Annotated in this window: 15 protein-coding genes; 8 read left to right on the top strand and 7 right to left on the bottom strand. The window is 68.2% G+C overall.

Going from position 1 to position 16,012, the window contains the following annotated elements:
* The first annotated feature begins 143 nt into the window (after positions 1 to 143).
* Complete coding sequence (gene pssA / locus BN118_RS12990; RefSeq protein WP_003814004.1) at positions 144 to 923, top strand: CDP-diacylglycerol--serine O-phosphatidyltransferase; 780 nt, start codon at positions 144 to 146, stop codon at positions 921 to 923.
* Positions 924 to 941: 18 nt separating this feature from the next.
* Here pssA and BN118_RS12985 read toward each other — a convergent pair whose 3' ends face one another.
* Positions 942 to 1,469 (bottom strand): lipoprotein, encoded by a 528-nt coding sequence (locus BN118_RS12985; RefSeq protein WP_003814003.1) that lies wholly within the window; start codon positions 1,467 to 1,469, stop codon positions 942 to 944.
* A 293-nt stretch (positions 1,470 to 1,762) separates the two neighbouring features.
* On the opposite strand from BN118_RS12985, the gene rpsO reads away from it, so the two are divergent.
* The 3 genes from rpsO to BN118_RS12970 all read left to right on the top strand — a co-directional run bounded on the left by rpsO (position 1,763) and on the right by BN118_RS12970 (position 5,122).
* Entirely contained in the window at positions 1,763 to 2,032 is a 270-nt protein-coding gene (rpsO, locus tag BN118_RS12980; RefSeq protein WP_003814002.1) for a 30S ribosomal protein S15, read from the top strand.
* Between the two features lie 90 nt (positions 2,033 to 2,122).
* Positions 2,123 to 4,282, top strand: coding sequence for a polyribonucleotide nucleotidyltransferase (gene pnp / locus BN118_RS12975; RefSeq protein WP_003821234.1), 2,160 nt, complete (start codon positions 2,123 to 2,125; stop codon positions 4,280 to 4,282).
* A 120-nt stretch (positions 4,283 to 4,402) separates the two neighbouring features.
* Complete coding sequence (locus BN118_RS12970) at positions 4,403 to 5,122, top strand: lipoprotein (RefSeq protein WP_003814000.1); 720 nt, start codon at positions 4,403 to 4,405, stop codon at positions 5,120 to 5,122.
* Here BN118_RS12970 and BN118_RS12965 read toward each other — a convergent pair.
* Positions 5,119 to 6,069 (bottom strand): IS481-like element IS481 family transposase, encoded by a 951-nt coding sequence (locus BN118_RS12965; protein ID WP_005013747.1) that lies wholly within the window; start codon positions 6,067 to 6,069, stop codon positions 5,119 to 5,121. The genes BN118_RS12970 and BN118_RS12965 overlap by 4 nt on opposite strands.
* Positions 6,070 to 6,203: 134 nt before the next feature.
* Between BN118_RS12965 and BN118_RS12960 the strand changes: the two genes are divergently transcribed.
* Together BN118_RS12960 and moaA are read left to right on the top strand one after the other, a co-directional pair.
* On the top strand, positions 6,204 to 7,310 hold the full coding sequence (locus BN118_RS12960; RefSeq protein WP_010931085.1) for a substrate-binding domain-containing protein: 1,107 nt from the start codon (positions 6,204 to 6,206) through the stop codon (positions 7,308 to 7,310).
* Between the two features lie 10 nt (positions 7,311 to 7,320).
* Positions 7,321 to 8,418, top strand: a complete 1,098-nt coding sequence (gene moaA, locus BN118_RS12955) for a GTP 3',8-cyclase MoaA (protein ID WP_010931086.1) — start codon at positions 7,321 to 7,323, stop codon at positions 8,416 to 8,418.
* A gap of 144 nt (positions 8,419 to 8,562) precedes the next feature.
* Here the strand turns inward: moaA and BN118_RS12950 are convergent, their stop codons facing one another.
* Genes BN118_RS12950 through moaC form a run of 5 tightly spaced genes read right to left on the bottom strand, consistent with a single transcriptional unit; the run spans position 8,563 to position 11,498 of the window.
* A complete protein-coding gene (locus BN118_RS12950; RefSeq protein WP_014905921.1) occupies positions 8,563 to 9,768 on the bottom strand; it encodes a molybdopterin molybdotransferase MoeA in 1,206 nt (401 codons plus the stop codon).
* A gap of 6 nt (positions 9,769 to 9,774) precedes the next feature.
* On the bottom strand, positions 9,775 to 10,296 hold the full coding sequence (gene moaB / locus BN118_RS12945) for a molybdenum cofactor biosynthesis protein B (RefSeq protein ID WP_010931088.1): 522 nt from the start codon (positions 10,294 to 10,296) through the stop codon (positions 9,775 to 9,777).
* A complete protein-coding gene (locus tag BN118_RS12940; RefSeq protein WP_010931089.1) occupies positions 10,293 to 10,784 on the bottom strand; it encodes a molybdenum cofactor biosynthesis protein MoaE in 492 nt (163 codons plus the stop codon). The genes moaB and BN118_RS12940 overlap by 4 nt, the downstream gene beginning before the upstream one ends.
* A complete protein-coding gene (locus tag BN118_RS12935) occupies positions 10,781 to 11,032 on the bottom strand; it encodes a MoaD/ThiS family protein (protein WP_014905920.1) in 252 nt (83 codons plus the stop codon). The genes BN118_RS12940 and BN118_RS12935 overlap by 4 nt, the downstream gene beginning before the upstream one ends.
* A complete protein-coding gene (moaC, locus tag BN118_RS12930) occupies positions 11,013 to 11,498 on the bottom strand; it encodes a cyclic pyranopterin monophosphate synthase MoaC (protein ID WP_003819741.1) in 486 nt (161 codons plus the stop codon). Before moaC ends, BN118_RS12935 begins: the two co-directional genes overlap by 20 nt.
* Positions 11,499 to 11,633: 135 nt before the next feature.
* On the opposite strand from moaC, the gene BN118_RS12925 reads away from it, so the two are divergent.
* The gene (locus BN118_RS12925) at positions 11,634 to 15,101 is read left to right on the top strand and encodes a DUF748 domain-containing protein (protein WP_014905919.1); all 3,468 of its coding nucleotides are present in this window, start codon (positions 11,634 to 11,636) and stop codon (positions 15,099 to 15,101) included.
* A gap of 17 nt (positions 15,102 to 15,118) precedes the next feature.
* Entirely contained in the window at positions 15,119 to 16,003 is an 885-nt protein-coding gene (locus tag BN118_RS12920) for a dienelactone hydrolase family protein (RefSeq protein WP_010931091.1), read from the top strand.
* Positions 16,004 to 16,012: the final 9 nt, after the last annotated feature.

Raw genomic sequence — 16,012 nt, 5'->3', positions numbered from 1 at the left:
CAGGGCCCCGGCAGGCTGGTCCAGACGCGCCCCACGGGGCGCGTTTTTTCTTTTCCGCGGTGCAAACGACACGGTGATGCGCGCCCGCAAGTGGGGTCATATGGGTTAAACTTTCACTTCCGCTGCAAGCGATTCTGTCATCTATGCCCAATTTCTCCATGCGCGATCCCGAAAATCGCCATCGCAGCATCTACCTGCTGCCCAATGCCTTCACCACGGCGGCCCTGTTCGCGGGGTTCTACGCCGTCGTGCAGGCCATGAACGACCGCTTCGAGACCGCGGCCATCGCCATCTTCGTGGCCATGGTGCTCGACGGCATGGACGGCCGGGTGGCGCGCCTGACCAACACCCAGTCGGCCTTCGGCGAGCAATACGATTCGCTGTCCGACATGACCTCCTTCGGCGTCGCGCCCGCGCTGGTCATCTACGAATGGATCCTGCAGGACCTCGGCCGCTGGGGCTGGCTGGCCGCCTTCGTGTACGTCGCCGGCGCGGCCTTGCGCCTGGCGCGCTTCAACACCAACATCGCGGTGGTCGACAAGCGCTTCTTCCAGGGGCTGCCCAGCCCCGCTGCCGCGGCGCTGGTGGCCGGCTTCGTCTGGCTGGCCATCGACAACAAACTGCCCATCCACGACAGCATCATGGCCTGGGTGGCCTTTGTCCTGACGATGTACGCCGGCGTGGCGATGGTCAGCAACGCCTCGTTTTTCAGCGGCAAGAACTTCGCCTTGGGCCGCAGCGTGCCGTTCTGGGGCATCCTGCTGGTGGTGGCCGTGTTCGTGTTCGTCTCCAGCGATCCGCCGGTGGTGCTGTTCGGCCTGTTCGTGCTTTATGGCCTGTCGGGCTGGGTGGTGATGGCATGGCGCTGGAACCGCGCCCGCAGGCTGCAGCAGGAGCGCCGCAGCGGCCATCATTCTCCGTGATGGCCGGGCGCTGTCCGCTCAGTGCCAGCGCCAGTCTTCGTCGTACATCGGGTCCGGCCCGGGATGAAAGCGCGTGACGCGGTCTCCCTCGCGGCCCATGTACACGTACATCAGCGAATTCCAGACCCGCGATTCGCGGTAGCGGTACGACCACACCACCTGGCGCACGCTGGGCAGGCCGACCTGCTTGATCTCGGCTGGCGGGCCGAATTCGCAGCGCACCTGGTCGGCCGTCCAGGTGCCGGTGCCCAGCACCTTGAAATGCTCGTCGGTCAGCACCTCGACGACGCGGTCGACGCGCCCGTCGGGGCCTACGTTGGCGCCCCAGGCGAACTGGCCGTATGGCTGCTGGGTCCAGATCACCCGCTGCCCGCCATTGGGCAGATCGCAGGCGAAATTGGGCGCGCCGAATTGCGCCTGCACGTCGGCCAGGGGCGTGCCGGGCGGCACCTGGTTCAGGTTGGCGCAGGCGGCCAGGGCGGCCAGCAGCATGCCCGCGCCGGCCAGGCGCAGGGCGCGGCCGATGGGGCGGCGAATCGGGGGCATGGCGGTCTCCTTCAATAAGGGGCGGATCATCGCGGCCGGAATCCGCCCGCGTGCGGCTTCACTGGGCAATTCTACCGAATCGGCTATAATCATCGTCGCTTTTGCGGTCAAGGTTGTCGAAGTTGCTTTTCCGGCCGCAAGACACGCCAGCCTGCCGAGTCCGAGAATGATCAAGAATGGATCCGGCGCGGCGGCAACAGCGTAACAGGGCGCCCGGTTGTCTCGGGGCTCGTTTTTCTTGAAACCCACGTCCGGGCGCCTCGGCCCTGACGCATGTCCGTAGAGGTCATCAAATGTCTGTAGCTGACATCAAAAAATCCGAAATCGTCGCGCAATTCCAACGCGCTCAAGGCGATACCGGCTCCCCTGAAGTTCAGGTGGCACTGCTTACCGCTCGCATCAACGAACTGACCGGTCACTTCAAAGAACACATGAAGGACCACCACTCGCGCCGCGGCCTGCTGCGCATGGTCAGCCGTCGTCGCAAGCTGCTCGACTATCTCAAGGGCCGCAATCCCGATTCGTACCGCGCACTGATCGAAAAACTCGGTCTGCGCAAGTGATCGACGGGGCTGGCTCCCCATGACGCAACCGTGGTCGGGGCGACGCATGTCGCAACGGCCACGGTTTTTCATTTGTAAGGAATCACCGTCATGTTCAATAAAGTGACCAAGACCTTCCAGTACGGCCAGCATTCGGTCGTGTTGGAAACCGGCGAGATGGCTCGCCAGGCGTCCGGCGCGGTGCTAGTGTCCGTGGAGGACACCGTCGTGCTGGCAACGGTCGTGGCGGCCAAGAAAGCCAAGGCCGGCCAGGACTTTTTTCCGCTGACCGTCGACTACATCGAGAAGACCTACGCCGCCGGCCGCATCCCGGGCGGTTTCTTCAAGCGCGAAGGCAAGCCCTCCGAAAAGGAAACGCTGACCTCGCGCCTGATCGACCGTCCGCTGCGTCCGCTGTTCCCGGAAGGCTTCTATAACGACGTGCAAGTGGTCATCCACACGCTGTCGGTCAATCCGGACATCGATCCCGACATTCCCGCCATGATCGGCGCCTCGGCCGCGCTGGCCATCTCGGGCATCCCGTTCAACGGCCCCATCGGCGCCGCCCGCGTCGGCTATGTCGACGGCCAGTACGTGCTCAACCCCACCGCGACGCAACTGAAGTCGTCCAAGATGGACCTGGTGGTGGCCGGCACCGAGAACGCCGTGCTGATGGTCGAATCCGAGGCGAAGCAGCTGTCCGAGGAAATCATGCTGGGCGGCGTGGTGTTCGGCCACGAGCAGATGCAGGCCGCCATCAACGCCATCCATGACCTGGTGCGCGATGCCGGCAAGCCCGACTGGGACTGGCAACCCGCCCCCAAGAACGAAGCGCTGATCGCCGCCGTGAGCGCCGCCGCCCAGGAAGGGCTGAACGCCGCCTACCAGATCCGCGAAAAGCAGGCCCGCACCACCAAGCTGCGCGAAGTCTACGCCGCCGTGCAGGCGGCCATGGCCGAACAGGCCGCGCAGGCTGGCCAGCCCGCGCCCGACAGCGTCGGCGTGGACAACATCCTGTTCGACCTGGAAGCGCGCATCGTGCGCAGCCAGATCCTCAACGGCGAGCCGCGCATCGACGGCCGCGACACCCGCACCGTGCGTCCGATCAGCATCCGCCTGGGCGTGCTGCCGCGCGCGCACGGCAGCGCGCTGTTCACCCGCGGCGAAACGCAGGCGCTGGTGGTGGCCACGCTGGGCACCAAGCAGGATGAGCAGATCATCGACGCCCTGATGGGCGAGTACCGCGACCGCTTCATGCTGCACTACAACATGCCGCCGTTCGCCACCGGCGAAACCGGCCGCATCGGCGTGCCCAAGCGCCGCGAAATCGGCCATGGCCGCCTGGCCAAGCGCGCGCTGCTGCCGCTGCTGCCGGCCCCGGAAGACTTCCAGTACACCATCCGCCTGGTGTCCGAGATCACCGAATCCAACGGCTCCTCGTCGATGGCCTCGGTGTGCGGCGGTTCGCTGGCCATGATGGACGCCGGCGTGCCCACCAACGATCACGTGGCCGGCGTGGCCATGGGCCTGATCCTGGACAGCGGCAAGTTCGCCGTGCTGACCGACATCCTGGGCGACGAAGACCACCTGGGCGACATGGACTTCAAGGTGGCGGGTACCGAAACCGGTATCACGGCGCTGCAGATGGACATCAAGATCCAGGGCATCACCAAGGAAATCATGCAGGTCGCGCTGGCCCAGGCCCGCGAAGGCCGCCTGCACATCCTCGGCAAGATGCGCGACGCGCTGGAAGGCTCACGTACCGAGCTGTCGGCGTTCGCGCCGCGCATGCTGACCATCAAGATCAACCCCGAGAAGATCCGCGACGTGATCGGCAAGGGCGGCGCCACCATCCGTGCGCTGACCGAGGAAACCGGCACGCAGATCGATATCTCGGACGACGGCACCATCGTGATCGCCAGCGTGGACGAGACCCAGGCCAAGGAAGCCCAGCGCCGCATCGTCGAACTGACCGCTGACGTCGAAGTGGGCCAGATCTACGACGGCTCGGTGCTGCGCCTGCTGGATTTCGGCGCCATCGTGCAAGTGCTGCCGGGCCGCGACGGCCTGCTGCACATCTCCGAGATCGCCAACTACCGCATCGCCAACATCAACGATGTGCTGAAGGTTGGCCAGCCGGTCCGCGTCAAGGTCATCGAGGCCGACGACAAGGGCCGCCTGCGCCTGTCGATCAAGGCGATCGGCGGCATCGAGCAGCAGCAGTCCGGTACGGCCGAGCCGGCCGCCCAGTCGGAGCCGCAAGCCGAATAAGGTTTGCGATTCCTGACGCAAGAACGGCGCCCGCGGGCGCCGTTTTTGCGTCCGCATACGGTAAAGTCATGCCACGCGCGGCCAGGCCGCCTCAGGACAAGGGACACGGACGGATATGGCATGACGAGCAGGCGGCTGGCCGCACTGTCAGGATGGGCCGCCAGCGTGCTGCTGGCCGGCTGCATCGCGCCCGGCGGCAGCGGTGGGCCGCGCGGCGAATCGATGTCGGCCGACCAGTTCATGCAGACCGACTTCAACCGCACGGTCACGCTGGAGATCCGCGACAACCTGGCCAGCCTCGACACGCTGCTGGACAAGCTGTACCGGCGCAATCCGCGCGAATGGCGCAAGAGCGGGGTGGCGGACCAGGCTGCCGCGGTGGCGCGGGTCAAGCGCCTGATCGAAGAGCGCCGTCCTCCGGCGGGCCTGGCGGGCCTGCGCGACATCCAGGTGCTGGCCGTGTCGCTCGATCCGGCCTACGGCGGCGATCGCGTGGCGGCCTTCGTCTATGGCCTGGCCGACACCCTGATCGCGGCGCACAACGACAAGACCCGCATCTACCTCTCGGACGTGCTCGACGGCCAGCGCATCTACAACGCGGCGCGCAATGTCGAGGCGGCCGCCTGGCTGCTGGCCTCGCGCCGCACCGCCCAGGGCGAGCCGCTATTGCTGGCCAACGAGATGTCGGCCGCGGCCACGAATCTCAGCTTCGAGCGCGAATTCGGCGCTATCATCGGCAGGCTGGACTTGATTGCCAACCTGCTCGGCGAAAACTCCCGGCGCATCGGCATCAACTACGCACAGGGCCTGCTGTTCTTCAATTTCCTGCCAGTCCGCTAGGTGTGAACTGTCAATAGGTTGTATTCGTCCAGGTTGAGTCTGGAGATGGGTACAGCGCGCCCGATGCCTTGGTGGGGTCGATGCCAGTTGTAGTGGTGTAGCCAGGATTTCATGGCATCGGCTCGGTGTTGGGAGTTCTGGTAGGTGTGAGCGTAAGCCCACTCACGCAAGGCCGACTGGATGAAGCGTTCGGCCTTGCCATTGGTCTGTGGGCGGTAAGGTCGGGTAAAGCGGTGCTTGATGCCCAGCTCATGGCACAGCGCGGCGAAGGCGCGGCTGCGAAAGGCCGAGCCATTGTCGGTGAGCAAGCGCTGGATGGTCACGCCCAGGCGCTGGTAGTAGGCCACTGCGTCCTTGAGGAACTGGACGGCGCTGGGGAAGCGCTCGTCGGGGTGGATGTCGGTGAAGGCCACGCGGGCGTGGTCATCGATGGCCACGAAGACGAAGTCCCAGCCGGCCCCCTCAACGGTATCGCGTCGGTTGCCCGTGACCCGGTGGCCAGGGCGCTGGATACGTCCCAGCTTCTTGATGTCGATGTGCAGCAGATCGCCGGGGGCCTGATGCTCGTAGCGCACCACCGGCTCGGCCGGCTCCAGGTCGGCCAGGTGCGACAGACCGGCGCGGGCCAGGACGCGGCTGACGGTGCTGGCTGACACGCCCAGCGCCTGGGCGATGCGCGCTTGGGTCAGCCGCTTGCGGCGCAGCTCCACGATAGCCAGCGCCTTGGCCGGCGCAATCGCTCGGGGCGAGACCGTCGGGCGCGAGGACGCATCGGCCAAGCCCGCCTGGCCCTGAGCCAGGAAGCGGCCCAGCCATTTGCGCACAGTCGGCGCGGTGACCCCATAGGCGCGGGCCGCTTCAGGCACACAAACTTGATGGGCGATCAATTGCTGGACCATTTCGAGTCGACGTAGGAAGGTCAATCGGGCATGCTTATGGGTGTTCATCCGGCCGGGCTCCTTGAGTGAACTGGGGAGTTGGCGATTTCCAGTTTCTCAAATCCGGTTCGGATGAACCATGCATACAACCTATTGAATCTTCACATCTAGTCGTCTATCTTGTTGGGTTCAATAAGAAATAAATGACATATAAATTCCGCATCGGCCTGCGGCCGCAATGGGTGCTGGAGGGGGGCGAGGGCGCCGCCGGCCAGCCCCTGCAGGACATGCTGGCGCTGCTGGCCGCCATCGACGACAGCGGCAACATCGCCGGCGCCTGCAAGACCTGCGGGTTGTCATACCGCCACGCCTGGGGCGTGCTGCGCCGTTTCGAGGCGCTGTTCGGCATGCCGCTGCTGGTCACGCGCCGGCGCCTGGGCACGGCGCTGTCGCCGTTCGCCCAGCGCCTGCTGTGGGCCAACCGGCGCATCGATGCGCGGCTGATGCCCACGCTGGAGAGCCTGGCCTCCGAGCTGCAGGAAGAACTGGAACGCCTGCTGCCCGAAAGCGGGCCGCACCTGCGCCTGCACGCCAGCCACGGCTTCGCGGTCGAGGCGCTGATGCAGCACCTGGACACGCGCCTGCCCGGCGTGGAGCTGCGCTACCGCACGGCCGCCGAGGCGCTGGCCTCGCTGCGCGGCAACGATTGCGACCTGGCCGGCTTCCAGGTGCCCCAGGGCGAGTTCGAGGCGCCCATCCTGCGCCTGTATGCCCAGTGGCTGGACCCCGACGAACACCTGCTGATCCACCTGGCCGTGCGCAATACCGGGCTGTTCGTGGTGGCGGGCAATCCCAAGGGCATAGGCGGGGTGGCGGACCTGGCGCGCGCGGACGTGCGCTTCGTCAACCGCCAGGCCGGCTCCAGCACGTACTACCTGGTCAACCTTATGCTGCAGCGCGCCGGGGTCGCGCCGGCGGCGGTGCAGGGTTACCAGAACAATGAATTCACGCACATGGCGGTCGCCGCCCATATCGCCAGCGGCATGGCCGACACCGGCATCGGGGTCGAAACCGCGGCGCGGCGCTTCGGACTGGACTTCATCCCGCTGGTGCGCGAACGCTATTTCTTCGCCATCCGCAAGACGGCGCTGGAGAGCGCGGCCATGCGCGCGCTGCTCGAAGGCATGCGCAGCCCCGAATACCGCGGGTTCGTCGGCCAGCTGCCCGGCTACGATGCCAGCGATACCGGCGCCATCCAGACCCTGGAGCAGGCGTTCGCCCGCGATTTCCGGCCGCGCGCCGCGCTATGATCGACTATCTATGAGCAAAGTCATTTTCCTGACCGATCGCCGCCAGGCCGACCTGGCGGCGCCGAGCGCGGATCTGCCGCCGGCCGGCGAGCCCGCGCGGGACGTGCGCGCCCGGCCGCTGCGCGACCTGCGCATTTCCGTCACCGACCGCTGCAACTTCCGCTGCACGTACTGCATGCCGCGCGAAGTGTTCGACAGCAGCTATGCGTTCATGCCGCACTCGGCGCTGCTGTCGTTCGAGGAAATCACCCGGCTGGCCGCGCAGTTCGCCCGCCTGGGCGTCGAGAAGATCCGCCTGACCGGCGGCGAGCCGCTGCTGCGCAAGAACATCGAAACCCTGGTCGGCATGCTCGCCGAGCTGCGCACGCCCGCTGGCCGCCCGCTGGACCTCACGCTGACCACCAACGGCAGCCTGCTGGCGCGCAAGGCGGCGGCGCTGAAGCAGGCCGGCCTGTCGCGCGTCACCGTCAGCCTGGACGCGCTGGATGCGGCGCTGTTCGCGCGCATGAGCGACAGCAACTTCAGCCCCGACGACGTGCTGCGCGGCATCGACGCCGCCGCCGAGGCGGGGCTGGCACCGGTCAAGGTCAACATGGTGGTGCGGCGTGGCCTGAACGACGGCGAGATCCTGCCCATGGCGCGGCGCTTTCGCGGCAGCGGGCATATCCTGCGCTTCATCGAGTACATGGACGTGGGCAGCACCAACGGGTGGAACCTGTCCGAAGTGGTGCCCAGCGACGAGGTCCTGGCGCGCATCGCCGAGCACCATCCGCTGGCGCCGCTGGACACGCCGGTCATGGGCCGGGTGGCCGAACGCTGGCGCTACGACGATGGCGGCGGCGAAATCGGCGCCATCTCCAGCGTCACGCACGCCTTCTGTTCGGGCTGTACGCGGGCGCGCCTGTCGCCCGAGGGCAGGCTGTTCCTGTGCCTGTTCGCCTCGCACGGCCACGACCTGCGCGCGCCGCTGCGCGAAGGTGCCGACGACGACAGCCTGGCGCGCATCCTGACCGGCATCTGGGGCCAGCGCGACGACAACTACTCCGAACGGCGCGGCCAGGGCGGCGGCGCGGCCGACCGCATCGAGATGAGTTATATCGGGGGGTGAACGAGGTGCCTGTCCCCGTGGGGACAGGCACCTGCGGTGTCCCTCGGAGCCTGTCCCTGCGGGGACTGGCTCCGAAGGGCTGCGTGCGGGACAGGCATCAGGTTTGCGGGTGCCAGTCCCCATGTGGGGACAGGCACCCGAGGGTCAGGTTAGCCAGTGCCTCAGGTCGTAGTATCCGACGCGTTCGCCGTCGTTGACGGGGACGCCGGCGGGCAGGCGGGCCAGGCCGGTGGACCAGGGCACGGAGGTGATGATGGCCGAGTCCTGGTTGCCGAAGGGTTGCAGTTCGCCGGCGCCGTCTTCGGTGGCCCGCCATTGCACGCGCAGGAATTCCTCGCGGCTGTCCTGGCGTGGCCGTTCGGTGCACAGCGGCAGGCGGCTGACGGTCGGATAGAGTTCGGCGCGGCCTTGCATGCGCCGCACCAGCGGCGATACCAGTAGCGCGAACACCGCATAGCTGGAGACCGGGTTGCCCGGCAGGCACACGACCGGCTTGCCGTCGATGTGCGCCAGCGCGACCGGCTTGCCCGGCTTCATGCGTACTTTCCACAGCCCCAGCTCGCCGCCCAGCGCTTCCAGCACCGGCTTGACCATGTCGCGCTCGCCGACCGAGACCCCGCCCGAACTGAGCACCAGGTCGCTGTCGGCCAGCAGCGTGCACAGCGCCGCGCGCAGCGCGTCTTCGTCGTCGCGCGCATGCAGCACGTGCGAGACCTGCGCGCCCATGCCGCGCACCAGCGCCGCCAGCATCGGGCCGTTGGAGTTGTAGATCTGCTGCGCGGCGCGCGGCTGTCCGGGCGCGACCAGTTCGTCGCCCGTGGTCAGCACGCCGATGCGCAGCCTGGCGCGCACCGGTACGCTGGCCAGGCCCTGGGTTCCCAGCAGGCCGACGTGGCCGGCATGCAGCAGGGTGCCGGCGTCCAGCAGCGGCCGGCCGGCGGTGGTGCCGTCGCCGCGCTTGCGTATCCATTGGCCGAGCGTGGGCGCCTGGGTGATTTCCACCTGGCCGTCGGCTTCGCGCGCGTCTTCCTGCATGACGACGGTGTCCGCGCCGGCGGGGATGAGGCTGCCGGTGAACAGGCGCGTGGCCTGGCCGGGGATCAGCGCTTGCGGCATGTCGCCCGCGTAGGCGCGCTGCTGGACCGGCATGCACGCGCCGGCCTGGTAATCGGCCAGGCGTATGGCGTAGCCGTCCATGGCGCTGTTGTCGGCCGGGGGCAGGTCCACGGTGGCGGCCAGGTCGGTCGCCAGCACGCGGCCGTCGGCCTGTTCGAGCGCCACGTTTTCGGTGCCGGCCACGGGTGCGCCGGCCTGCGCCAGCAATTGCTGGGCTTGGTCGAATTCAAGCATGATGGGTCAGTCCGCGTCCGGCTTGGCGCGGTAGTGCATGGCGAAATTGCAGGGTTTGTGGGCGTCGTCGAGCTGTTCGCGGATGATGCGGTTCCAGCCCAGCTTGCAGGCGTGGTTGGAGCCCGGCATGCAGAAGATGACGGTATCGTTGGCGGTGCCGGCCAGCGCGCTGGACTGCACGGCCGAACTGCCGATCTCCTCGTACGAGAGCTGGCGGAACAGCTCGCCGAAACCCTCGATGGTCTTGTCGAACAAGGGCTCGATGGTCTGGGCGGTACAGTCGCGCGGCGTGAAGCCGGTGCCGCCGGACACCAGGATGACCTGGACCTCGGGGTCGGCGATCCATTCGCTGATGACGCGGCGGATCTGGTAGAGATCCTTCTTGACCAGGTCGCGCCGCACGCACATGTGCCCGGCGTGCGCCAGGCTCTCGGCCAGCATGTTGCCCGAGGTGTCGTCGCCGGCGCTGCGCGAGTCGCTGACGGTGAGGATGGCGCAGACCAGCGAAACCTGCTTGGCGTCGTTCATGGATGCTCCTTGGTGGGCGTGCCCGGGTCGTCCCAGGACTGGGTGCGGTCGGCGTCGGATTGGCGCTGCTCCACCCAGAAGCTGTCGCCGGCAGCCAGGGTTTCGCGTTTCCAGAATGGCGCCCGGGTCTTCAAGGCGTCGATGATGTACTCGCAGCCGCGAAAGGCGTCGCCGCGATGCGCGCTGGCGGCCGCCACGAACACGATCTGCGCGCCGCGCGGCAGGGCGCCCACCCGGTGGGCGATGACCGTGCCGGCCAGGTCCCAGCGCTCGCGCGCGGTGGCCGCGATGGTTTCCAGCTCGCGTTCGCACATGCCGGGATAGTGGTCGAGATACAGCGTCTCGGTGGCCTGCTCGGGCGCGAAGTCGCGCACGTAGCCCACGAACGTGACGATTGCGCCGGCCTGTCCGCCGACGCGTTCGCGCAGCGCCGCCAGCAGGGCGGCGCTGTCGAAATCGGCTTCCTGGACGATAACCATGATGTTCAACCCCCGGTCACCGGTTCGAAGACCGCGACCTCGTCGCCCGGGCGCACCGACGCGCCCACCTTGACATGCGTCTGGTTGACGGCCAGCTTCAGGCGCTCGGCCGGCTCCAGCTGCGGATAGCGTGCCGCCAGCGCGGCCAGCAGCTGCGCGCCGGTCACGGTTTCGGCCAGCGGCCAGTCTTCGGTGCGCTTGCCGACGAGTTCGGCCAGGCGCGCGAAATACAGAACCTTAATCGTTGCGCCACTCACCGCTTTTTCCTCCAGCCTTGTATTGCAGGCGTATCTGTTCGATGACGATGCCCTTGTCGGCGGCCTTGCACATGTCGTAGATGGTCAGCGCCGCGACGCTGCAGGCCGTCATGGCCTCCATTTCCACGCCGGTCTTGTACTGGGTGCGGCAGGTGGCGCGGATATGCACGCTGTGCGCGGCCTCGTCGAGCTCGAAGTCGATGCCCACGAAGGCCAGCGGCAGGCTGTGGCACAGCGGGATCAGTTCGGCGCAGCGCTTGGCCGCCAGCACGGCCGCCACGCGCGCGGTGTTGAGCACCTCGCCCTTGCCCTGGCCGGGCTGGGTCAGCAGCCCGTAGGCGGTCGCGTTCATGCGCACGCTGCCGCGCGCGATGGCGACCCGGTCGGTGTCGGTCTTGTGGCCGACATCGACCATACGGATCTGGCCCGATTCGTCCAGGTGGCTCAGGGTGGGGGTAGTAGACATGGCGCAGCCGCTGTGGATCGTCAAATATTGAAAGTACCCGGCCCTCGGGGTATGCCTCGGGGCCAAGCATGCCTATCATAGACGAGCCGCGATAGCGGCGCGATAATCCCCCCAATCCGTGTCGGGAGTTGCCCAATGCCTGTGCGAATGCCCGGAGTGAGACTCACCCGCCGTACCGTGAAAGTCCTCCTGGCGACCGTGCTGGTCGTGCTGCTGCTGGCCGGCCTGGCGGCGTGGCAGGTGCCGCGCATCGTGCGCGGCGCGCTGACGCAGGACGTCTCCGCCATGCTGGGCCGCGACGTCAGCGTGGGCAAGATCCGCTTCAATCCATTCACGCTCACCCTGCGCGCCCACGACCTGGCGCTGGCGCAGCCCGAGGGCGCCGCGCCGCTGCTGCAGGTGGCCGAACTGGACGTCAGCGCGTCCTGGATGTCGCTGTTCTGGTTCGCGCCGGTGGTCGACTCGCTGGTGGTGCGCCAGCCCAAGGTCGCGCTGGTGCGCGAAGACGTCACGCGCTTCAATTTCTCCGACATCCAGAAAAAGGTCGCCGACATGGCGGCGCAGTCGCCGCCCGAGCCCGAGCCCGAATCGGGCCCGCCGCGCTTCTCGCTGAACAACATGGTGCTCGAAGGCGGCGAGATCACGCTGGACGACAAAGTGTCCGGGCGCCAGCAGCGCATCGACGAGATCGCCCTGGGCGTGCCGTTCATCTCGACCTTCGGCTATGCCACCGACATCGACGTGCAGCCGCGCGTGCACATGCGCATCAATGGCAGTCCGTTCGACCTGACCGGCGTGGCGCGGCCGTTCGATACAGTGCCCAGCTCGACGCTGGACGTGTCGTTTGCCGGACTGGAACTCGAGAAATGGGCCGATGCCTGGCCGCTGCCGCTGCCGGTCAAGCTGGAGCGCGCGCTGCTGGACTCCGACCTGCAGGTCCTGTTCGAGCAGCCCAAGGACGCGGCGCCGCGCATCAAGGTGGTGGGCGAACTGGGCCTGCGCCAGCTGGACGTGCGCGAGTCGTCCGGCGATGTGCTGGCGCAATGGAGCGCGCTGGCCGTGCGCCGTATCGCCTTCGAACCCATGCAGCGCAGCCTGTACGTCGGCGAGGTCGAACTGTGGTCGCCCCAGATCCAGACGCGGCGCTACGCCGACCAGCGCCTGAACTGGCTGGACATCGCGCAGAAGCTGCAGAAACTGGGCGCCGGCGATGCGCCGGCCAAGCCGACGGCTGCTTCCGCACCGGCGCCCGCACCCGCACCCGCACCCGCACCCGCGCAGGCTCAGGCGCAGGCGCCCGAGTCCGCAACGCCGGCCGCCGCCCAGGCGGCCGCCGCGCCGCAGGCCAGCGCCGCCGCGGCTGCGCCCGACGCGTGGCATGTGGTCGTGGATGCGATCAATGTCAGGGATGCCGAGCTGCACTTGCGCGATGCGGTCACCAAGCTGGACTACGTGATGAACGGCGTGGGCGCCACGGTCGAGGGGCTGGAGCTGCCGCAGCCGCCGGACCGGCCGATCGGTCTGTGGCTGACCATGGACAGCACCATCGACGGCAGCTGGCTGCGCGCCAAAGGGTCCTTGACGCTGGAGCCGCTGAACCTCGACGTCAAGGTCGAACTCGACAGGCTGGCCCTGGCGCGCCTGGCGCCGGCGGTGCGCGCCAGCGCGCCCATCCTGGTCGAGGACGGCCGCCTGGGGGCGCAGGCGCGCGTGCGGGTGGCGCAGCGCGACGGCGCCACGCAGGTCGTCGCCGAAGGCGCGGCGCTGCGGCTATCGGACCTGAGCCTGCGCGACGAGTCGGTCAAGCCCGCGGTGCCGGTCAGCGTGAAGCAGTTCGAGGCCCGTTTCGACCGGCTGGCGCTGGACGCCCAGCCGTCGCCCTTCACCCTGAAGGCCGACGGCGTGCAGGGCGAGGGCGCGCTTGCCATGCAGGGCAGCCTGACCGCGCAGCCGCTGGCGCTCAAGTCCAGCGTGGACCTCGCGCGTCTGGACCTGGCGCCGTTCGCGCCGTATATCGCCTCCAGCCTGAACGCCACGGTGCGGGCCATCAACCTCAGCGCGCGCGGCGACGCCGAATTCGCCGCGGCCGCCGGCGCCACGCCCATGAAGGCGGCCTGGCGCGGCGCGCTCGACGTCAACGACCTGGACCTCGCCGACCGCGTCAATCGCGACGACTTCATGCAATGGAAGCGGCTGGGCCTGGCCGGCATGCAGGTGTCGGTCAATGGCGATGCCTTTGCCGCCAACCTGGGCGACATCACGCTGGACGATTTCTACGGGCGCGTGCTGCTCAACGCCGAGGGCCGGCTCAACGTCATGGACCTGGTGGCCGAGCCCGGCCAGGCCGGCTGCTCCATCACCCAGGACACCCAGACCCGCGCCCGCGCCGCGGCGCCCGCCAAGCCGGGCCCGATGCCCGACATCGCGATCGGCAGCGTGACGCTCAAGGGCGGCAAGGTGACGTTCACCGACCGCTTCGTCAAGCCCAACTACACGGCCGAGCTGTCGCGCATCGAAGGCTCGGTCTCGGCGGTGTCCTCGCGCCAGCCCAAGCCGGCCAAGGTCAACGTGGCGGGCCGCGTGTATACCTCCGCGCCGTTCTCCATCAGCGGCACGGTGCAGCCGTTCGCGCAGTTCCTGTCGCTGGACCTCAAGGCCTCGGCCAAGGGGGTGGATCTGCCGCGCTTCACCACGTATTCGGCCAAGTACGTGGGCTATCCGATCAAGCGCGGCAAGCTGTCGCTGGACGTGCAGTACCAGATCAAGGACCGCGCGCTGCAGGCGAGCAACCGCGTCGTGCTCAACCAGCTGACCTTCGGCGACAAGACCGACAGCCCGGACGCGGTCAAGCTGCCGGTGCTGCTGGCGGTGGCGCTGCTCAAGGACAGCCGCGGCAACATCGACATCAACCTGCCGATCTCCGGCTCGCTGGACGATCCGCAGTTCTCGGTGGGCGGCATCATCGTGCGCGTGCTGGTCAACCTGGTGGTCAAGGCCGTGACCTCGCCCTTCACGCTGCTTGCCTCCGCCTTCGGCGGCGGCGAGGAACTCTCGTACATCGAGTTCGATCCGGGCAGCGCGGCGCTCACGCCCGAGGCCGAAAGCCGCATCGAGACGCTGGCCAAGGCGCTGAACGACCGCCCGGGGCTGAAGCTGGACGTGGCCGGCCGCGCCGATCCCGCCAGCGACGAGGAAGGCCTGCGCCAGGCCTGGGTCGAGCGCCAGATCCGCCTGGCCAAGGCGCGCGATACCGGCGGGCGCGGCAAGAAACCGCCGCCCGACGGCGTCGAGGTCGCCCCCGCCGAACGCGCCCAGTACTTGGAAGAGGTCTACGACGATACTAAGATCGAAGACAAGCCGCGCAATTTCATCGGCATGGCCAAGTCGATCCCGGCCGAACAGATGGAGGCGCTGCTGCGCGGCGCCGCGCCCCTGGGCGCCGAGGACCTGCGCAAGCTGGCCGACGCGCGCGCCCAGGCCGTTTATGAAAAGCTGCAGGCCGAAGGGCCGGCCGACCGCATTTTCGTCGTAGCGCCCCAGCTCGACGCCGACGGCATCAAGGATGACGGCAAGCCGACGCGCGTGGACTTTTCCCTGAAGTGACGCACCGGAGGTTCCCCATGACCGATGCAGATCCGCAGTTCGACAGTCTGTTGCCGCCCCTGACGCTGACGCGGCGCGGCTTCGTCGTCACCAGCCTGGCCGCCGGCTTTTCGCTGGCGGCCGGCGCGGCCGCCGCGCAGAGCGCCATCCATACCGACGCGGCCGGGCTGACCGCCGGCAAGGTCGACATCCCCACGCCCGACGGCAAGATGCCGGCCTATCGGGCCGCGCCGGCCGGCAAGAAGGACCTGCCGACCCTGCTGGTGGTGTCCGAGATATTCGGGGTGCACGAATATATCCAGGACGTATGCCGCCGCCTGGCCAGGCTGGGCTACCAGGCGGTTGCGCCCGAGCTGTTCGCGCGCTACGACGATCCGACCGGCTATACCGACATCGGCCGCTTGCGGGCCGAGGTGGTGGGCAAGGCCGGCGATCGCCAGGTGCTGGCCGACCTGGATGCGGCGGCGGCCTGGGCAGCCGCCAATGGCGGCAATGCGTCCCGCCTGGGCATACTGGGTTTTTGCTGGGGCGGGCGCATCGTGTGGCTGTACGCGGCGCACAATCCCGGGCTGAAGGCCGGCGCGGCCTGGTACGGTCAGCTGGGCGGGCAGGCCAGCGAGCTCAAGCCGCGCTCGGTGCTGGAGTCGATCGGCGATCTCAAGGCGCCCGTGCTGGGCGCCTACGGCGGCAAGGATGCCGGCATCCCGCTGTCGGACGTGGATCGGATGCGGCTGGCGCTGGCCAAGGGGCCGCAGGCCGCGCGCGACTCGCGCATCGACGTCTACCCGGAGGCGCCGCACGCGTTTCACGCCGATTACCGGCCCAGCTACCGCAAGGCCGAGGCCGAACAGGCCTGGCAGCGCATGCTGGACTGGTTCGGCCAGCACGGCCTGGCGGCGTAGCGCCGCCGT

It is taken from the genome of Bordetella pertussis 18323, from assembly GCF_000306945.1.
GTDB classification, from domain to species: Bacteria; Pseudomonadota; Gammaproteobacteria; order Burkholderiales; family Burkholderiaceae_B; genus Bordetella; species Bordetella pertussis.
Note: the sequence above shows the minus strand (reverse complement) of the source record. Positions and strands in the feature narration are given on the sequence as shown.

Coding starts and splice junctions, on each gene's coding strand:
- BN118_RS12960 (WP_010931085.1), top strand. CDS start 6,204: ATGACATATAAATTCCGCATCGGCCTGCGGCCGCAATGGGTGCTGGAG.
- moaB (WP_010931088.1), bottom strand. CDS start 10,296: ATGAACGACGCCAAGCAGGTTTCGCTGGTCTGCGCCATCCTCACCGTC.
- BN118_RS12950 (WP_014905921.1), bottom strand. CDS start 9,768: ATGCTTGAATTCGACCAAGCCCAGCAATTGCTGGCGCAGGCCGGCGCA.
- pssA (WP_003814004.1), top strand. CDS start 144: ATGCCCAATTTCTCCATGCGCGATCCCGAAAATCGCCATCGCAGCATC.
- BN118_RS12925 (WP_014905919.1), top strand. CDS start 11,634: ATGCCTGTGCGAATGCCCGGAGTGAGACTCACCCGCCGTACCGTGAAA.
- pnp (WP_003821234.1), top strand. CDS start 2,123: ATGTTCAATAAAGTGACCAAGACCTTCCAGTACGGCCAGCATTCGGTC.
- moaC (WP_003819741.1), bottom strand. CDS start 11,498: ATGTCTACTACCCCCACCCTGAGCCACCTGGACGAATCGGGCCAGATC.
- rpsO (WP_003814002.1), top strand. CDS start 1,763: ATGTCTGTAGCTGACATCAAAAAATCCGAAATCGTCGCGCAATTCCAA.
- moaA (WP_010931086.1), top strand. CDS start 7,321: ATGAGCAAAGTCATTTTCCTGACCGATCGCCGCCAGGCCGACCTGGCG.
- BN118_RS12965 (WP_005013747.1), bottom strand. CDS start 6,069: ATGAACACCCATAAGCATGCCCGATTGACCTTCCTACGTCGACTCGAA.
- BN118_RS12970 (WP_003814000.1), top strand. CDS start 4,403: ATGACGAGCAGGCGGCTGGCCGCACTGTCAGGATGGGCCGCCAGCGTG.
- BN118_RS12985 (WP_003814003.1), bottom strand. CDS start 1,469: ATGCCCCCGATTCGCCGCCCCATCGGCCGCGCCCTGCGCCTGGCCGGC.
- BN118_RS12920 (WP_010931091.1), top strand. CDS start 15,119: ATGACCGATGCAGATCCGCAGTTCGACAGTCTGTTGCCGCCCCTGACG.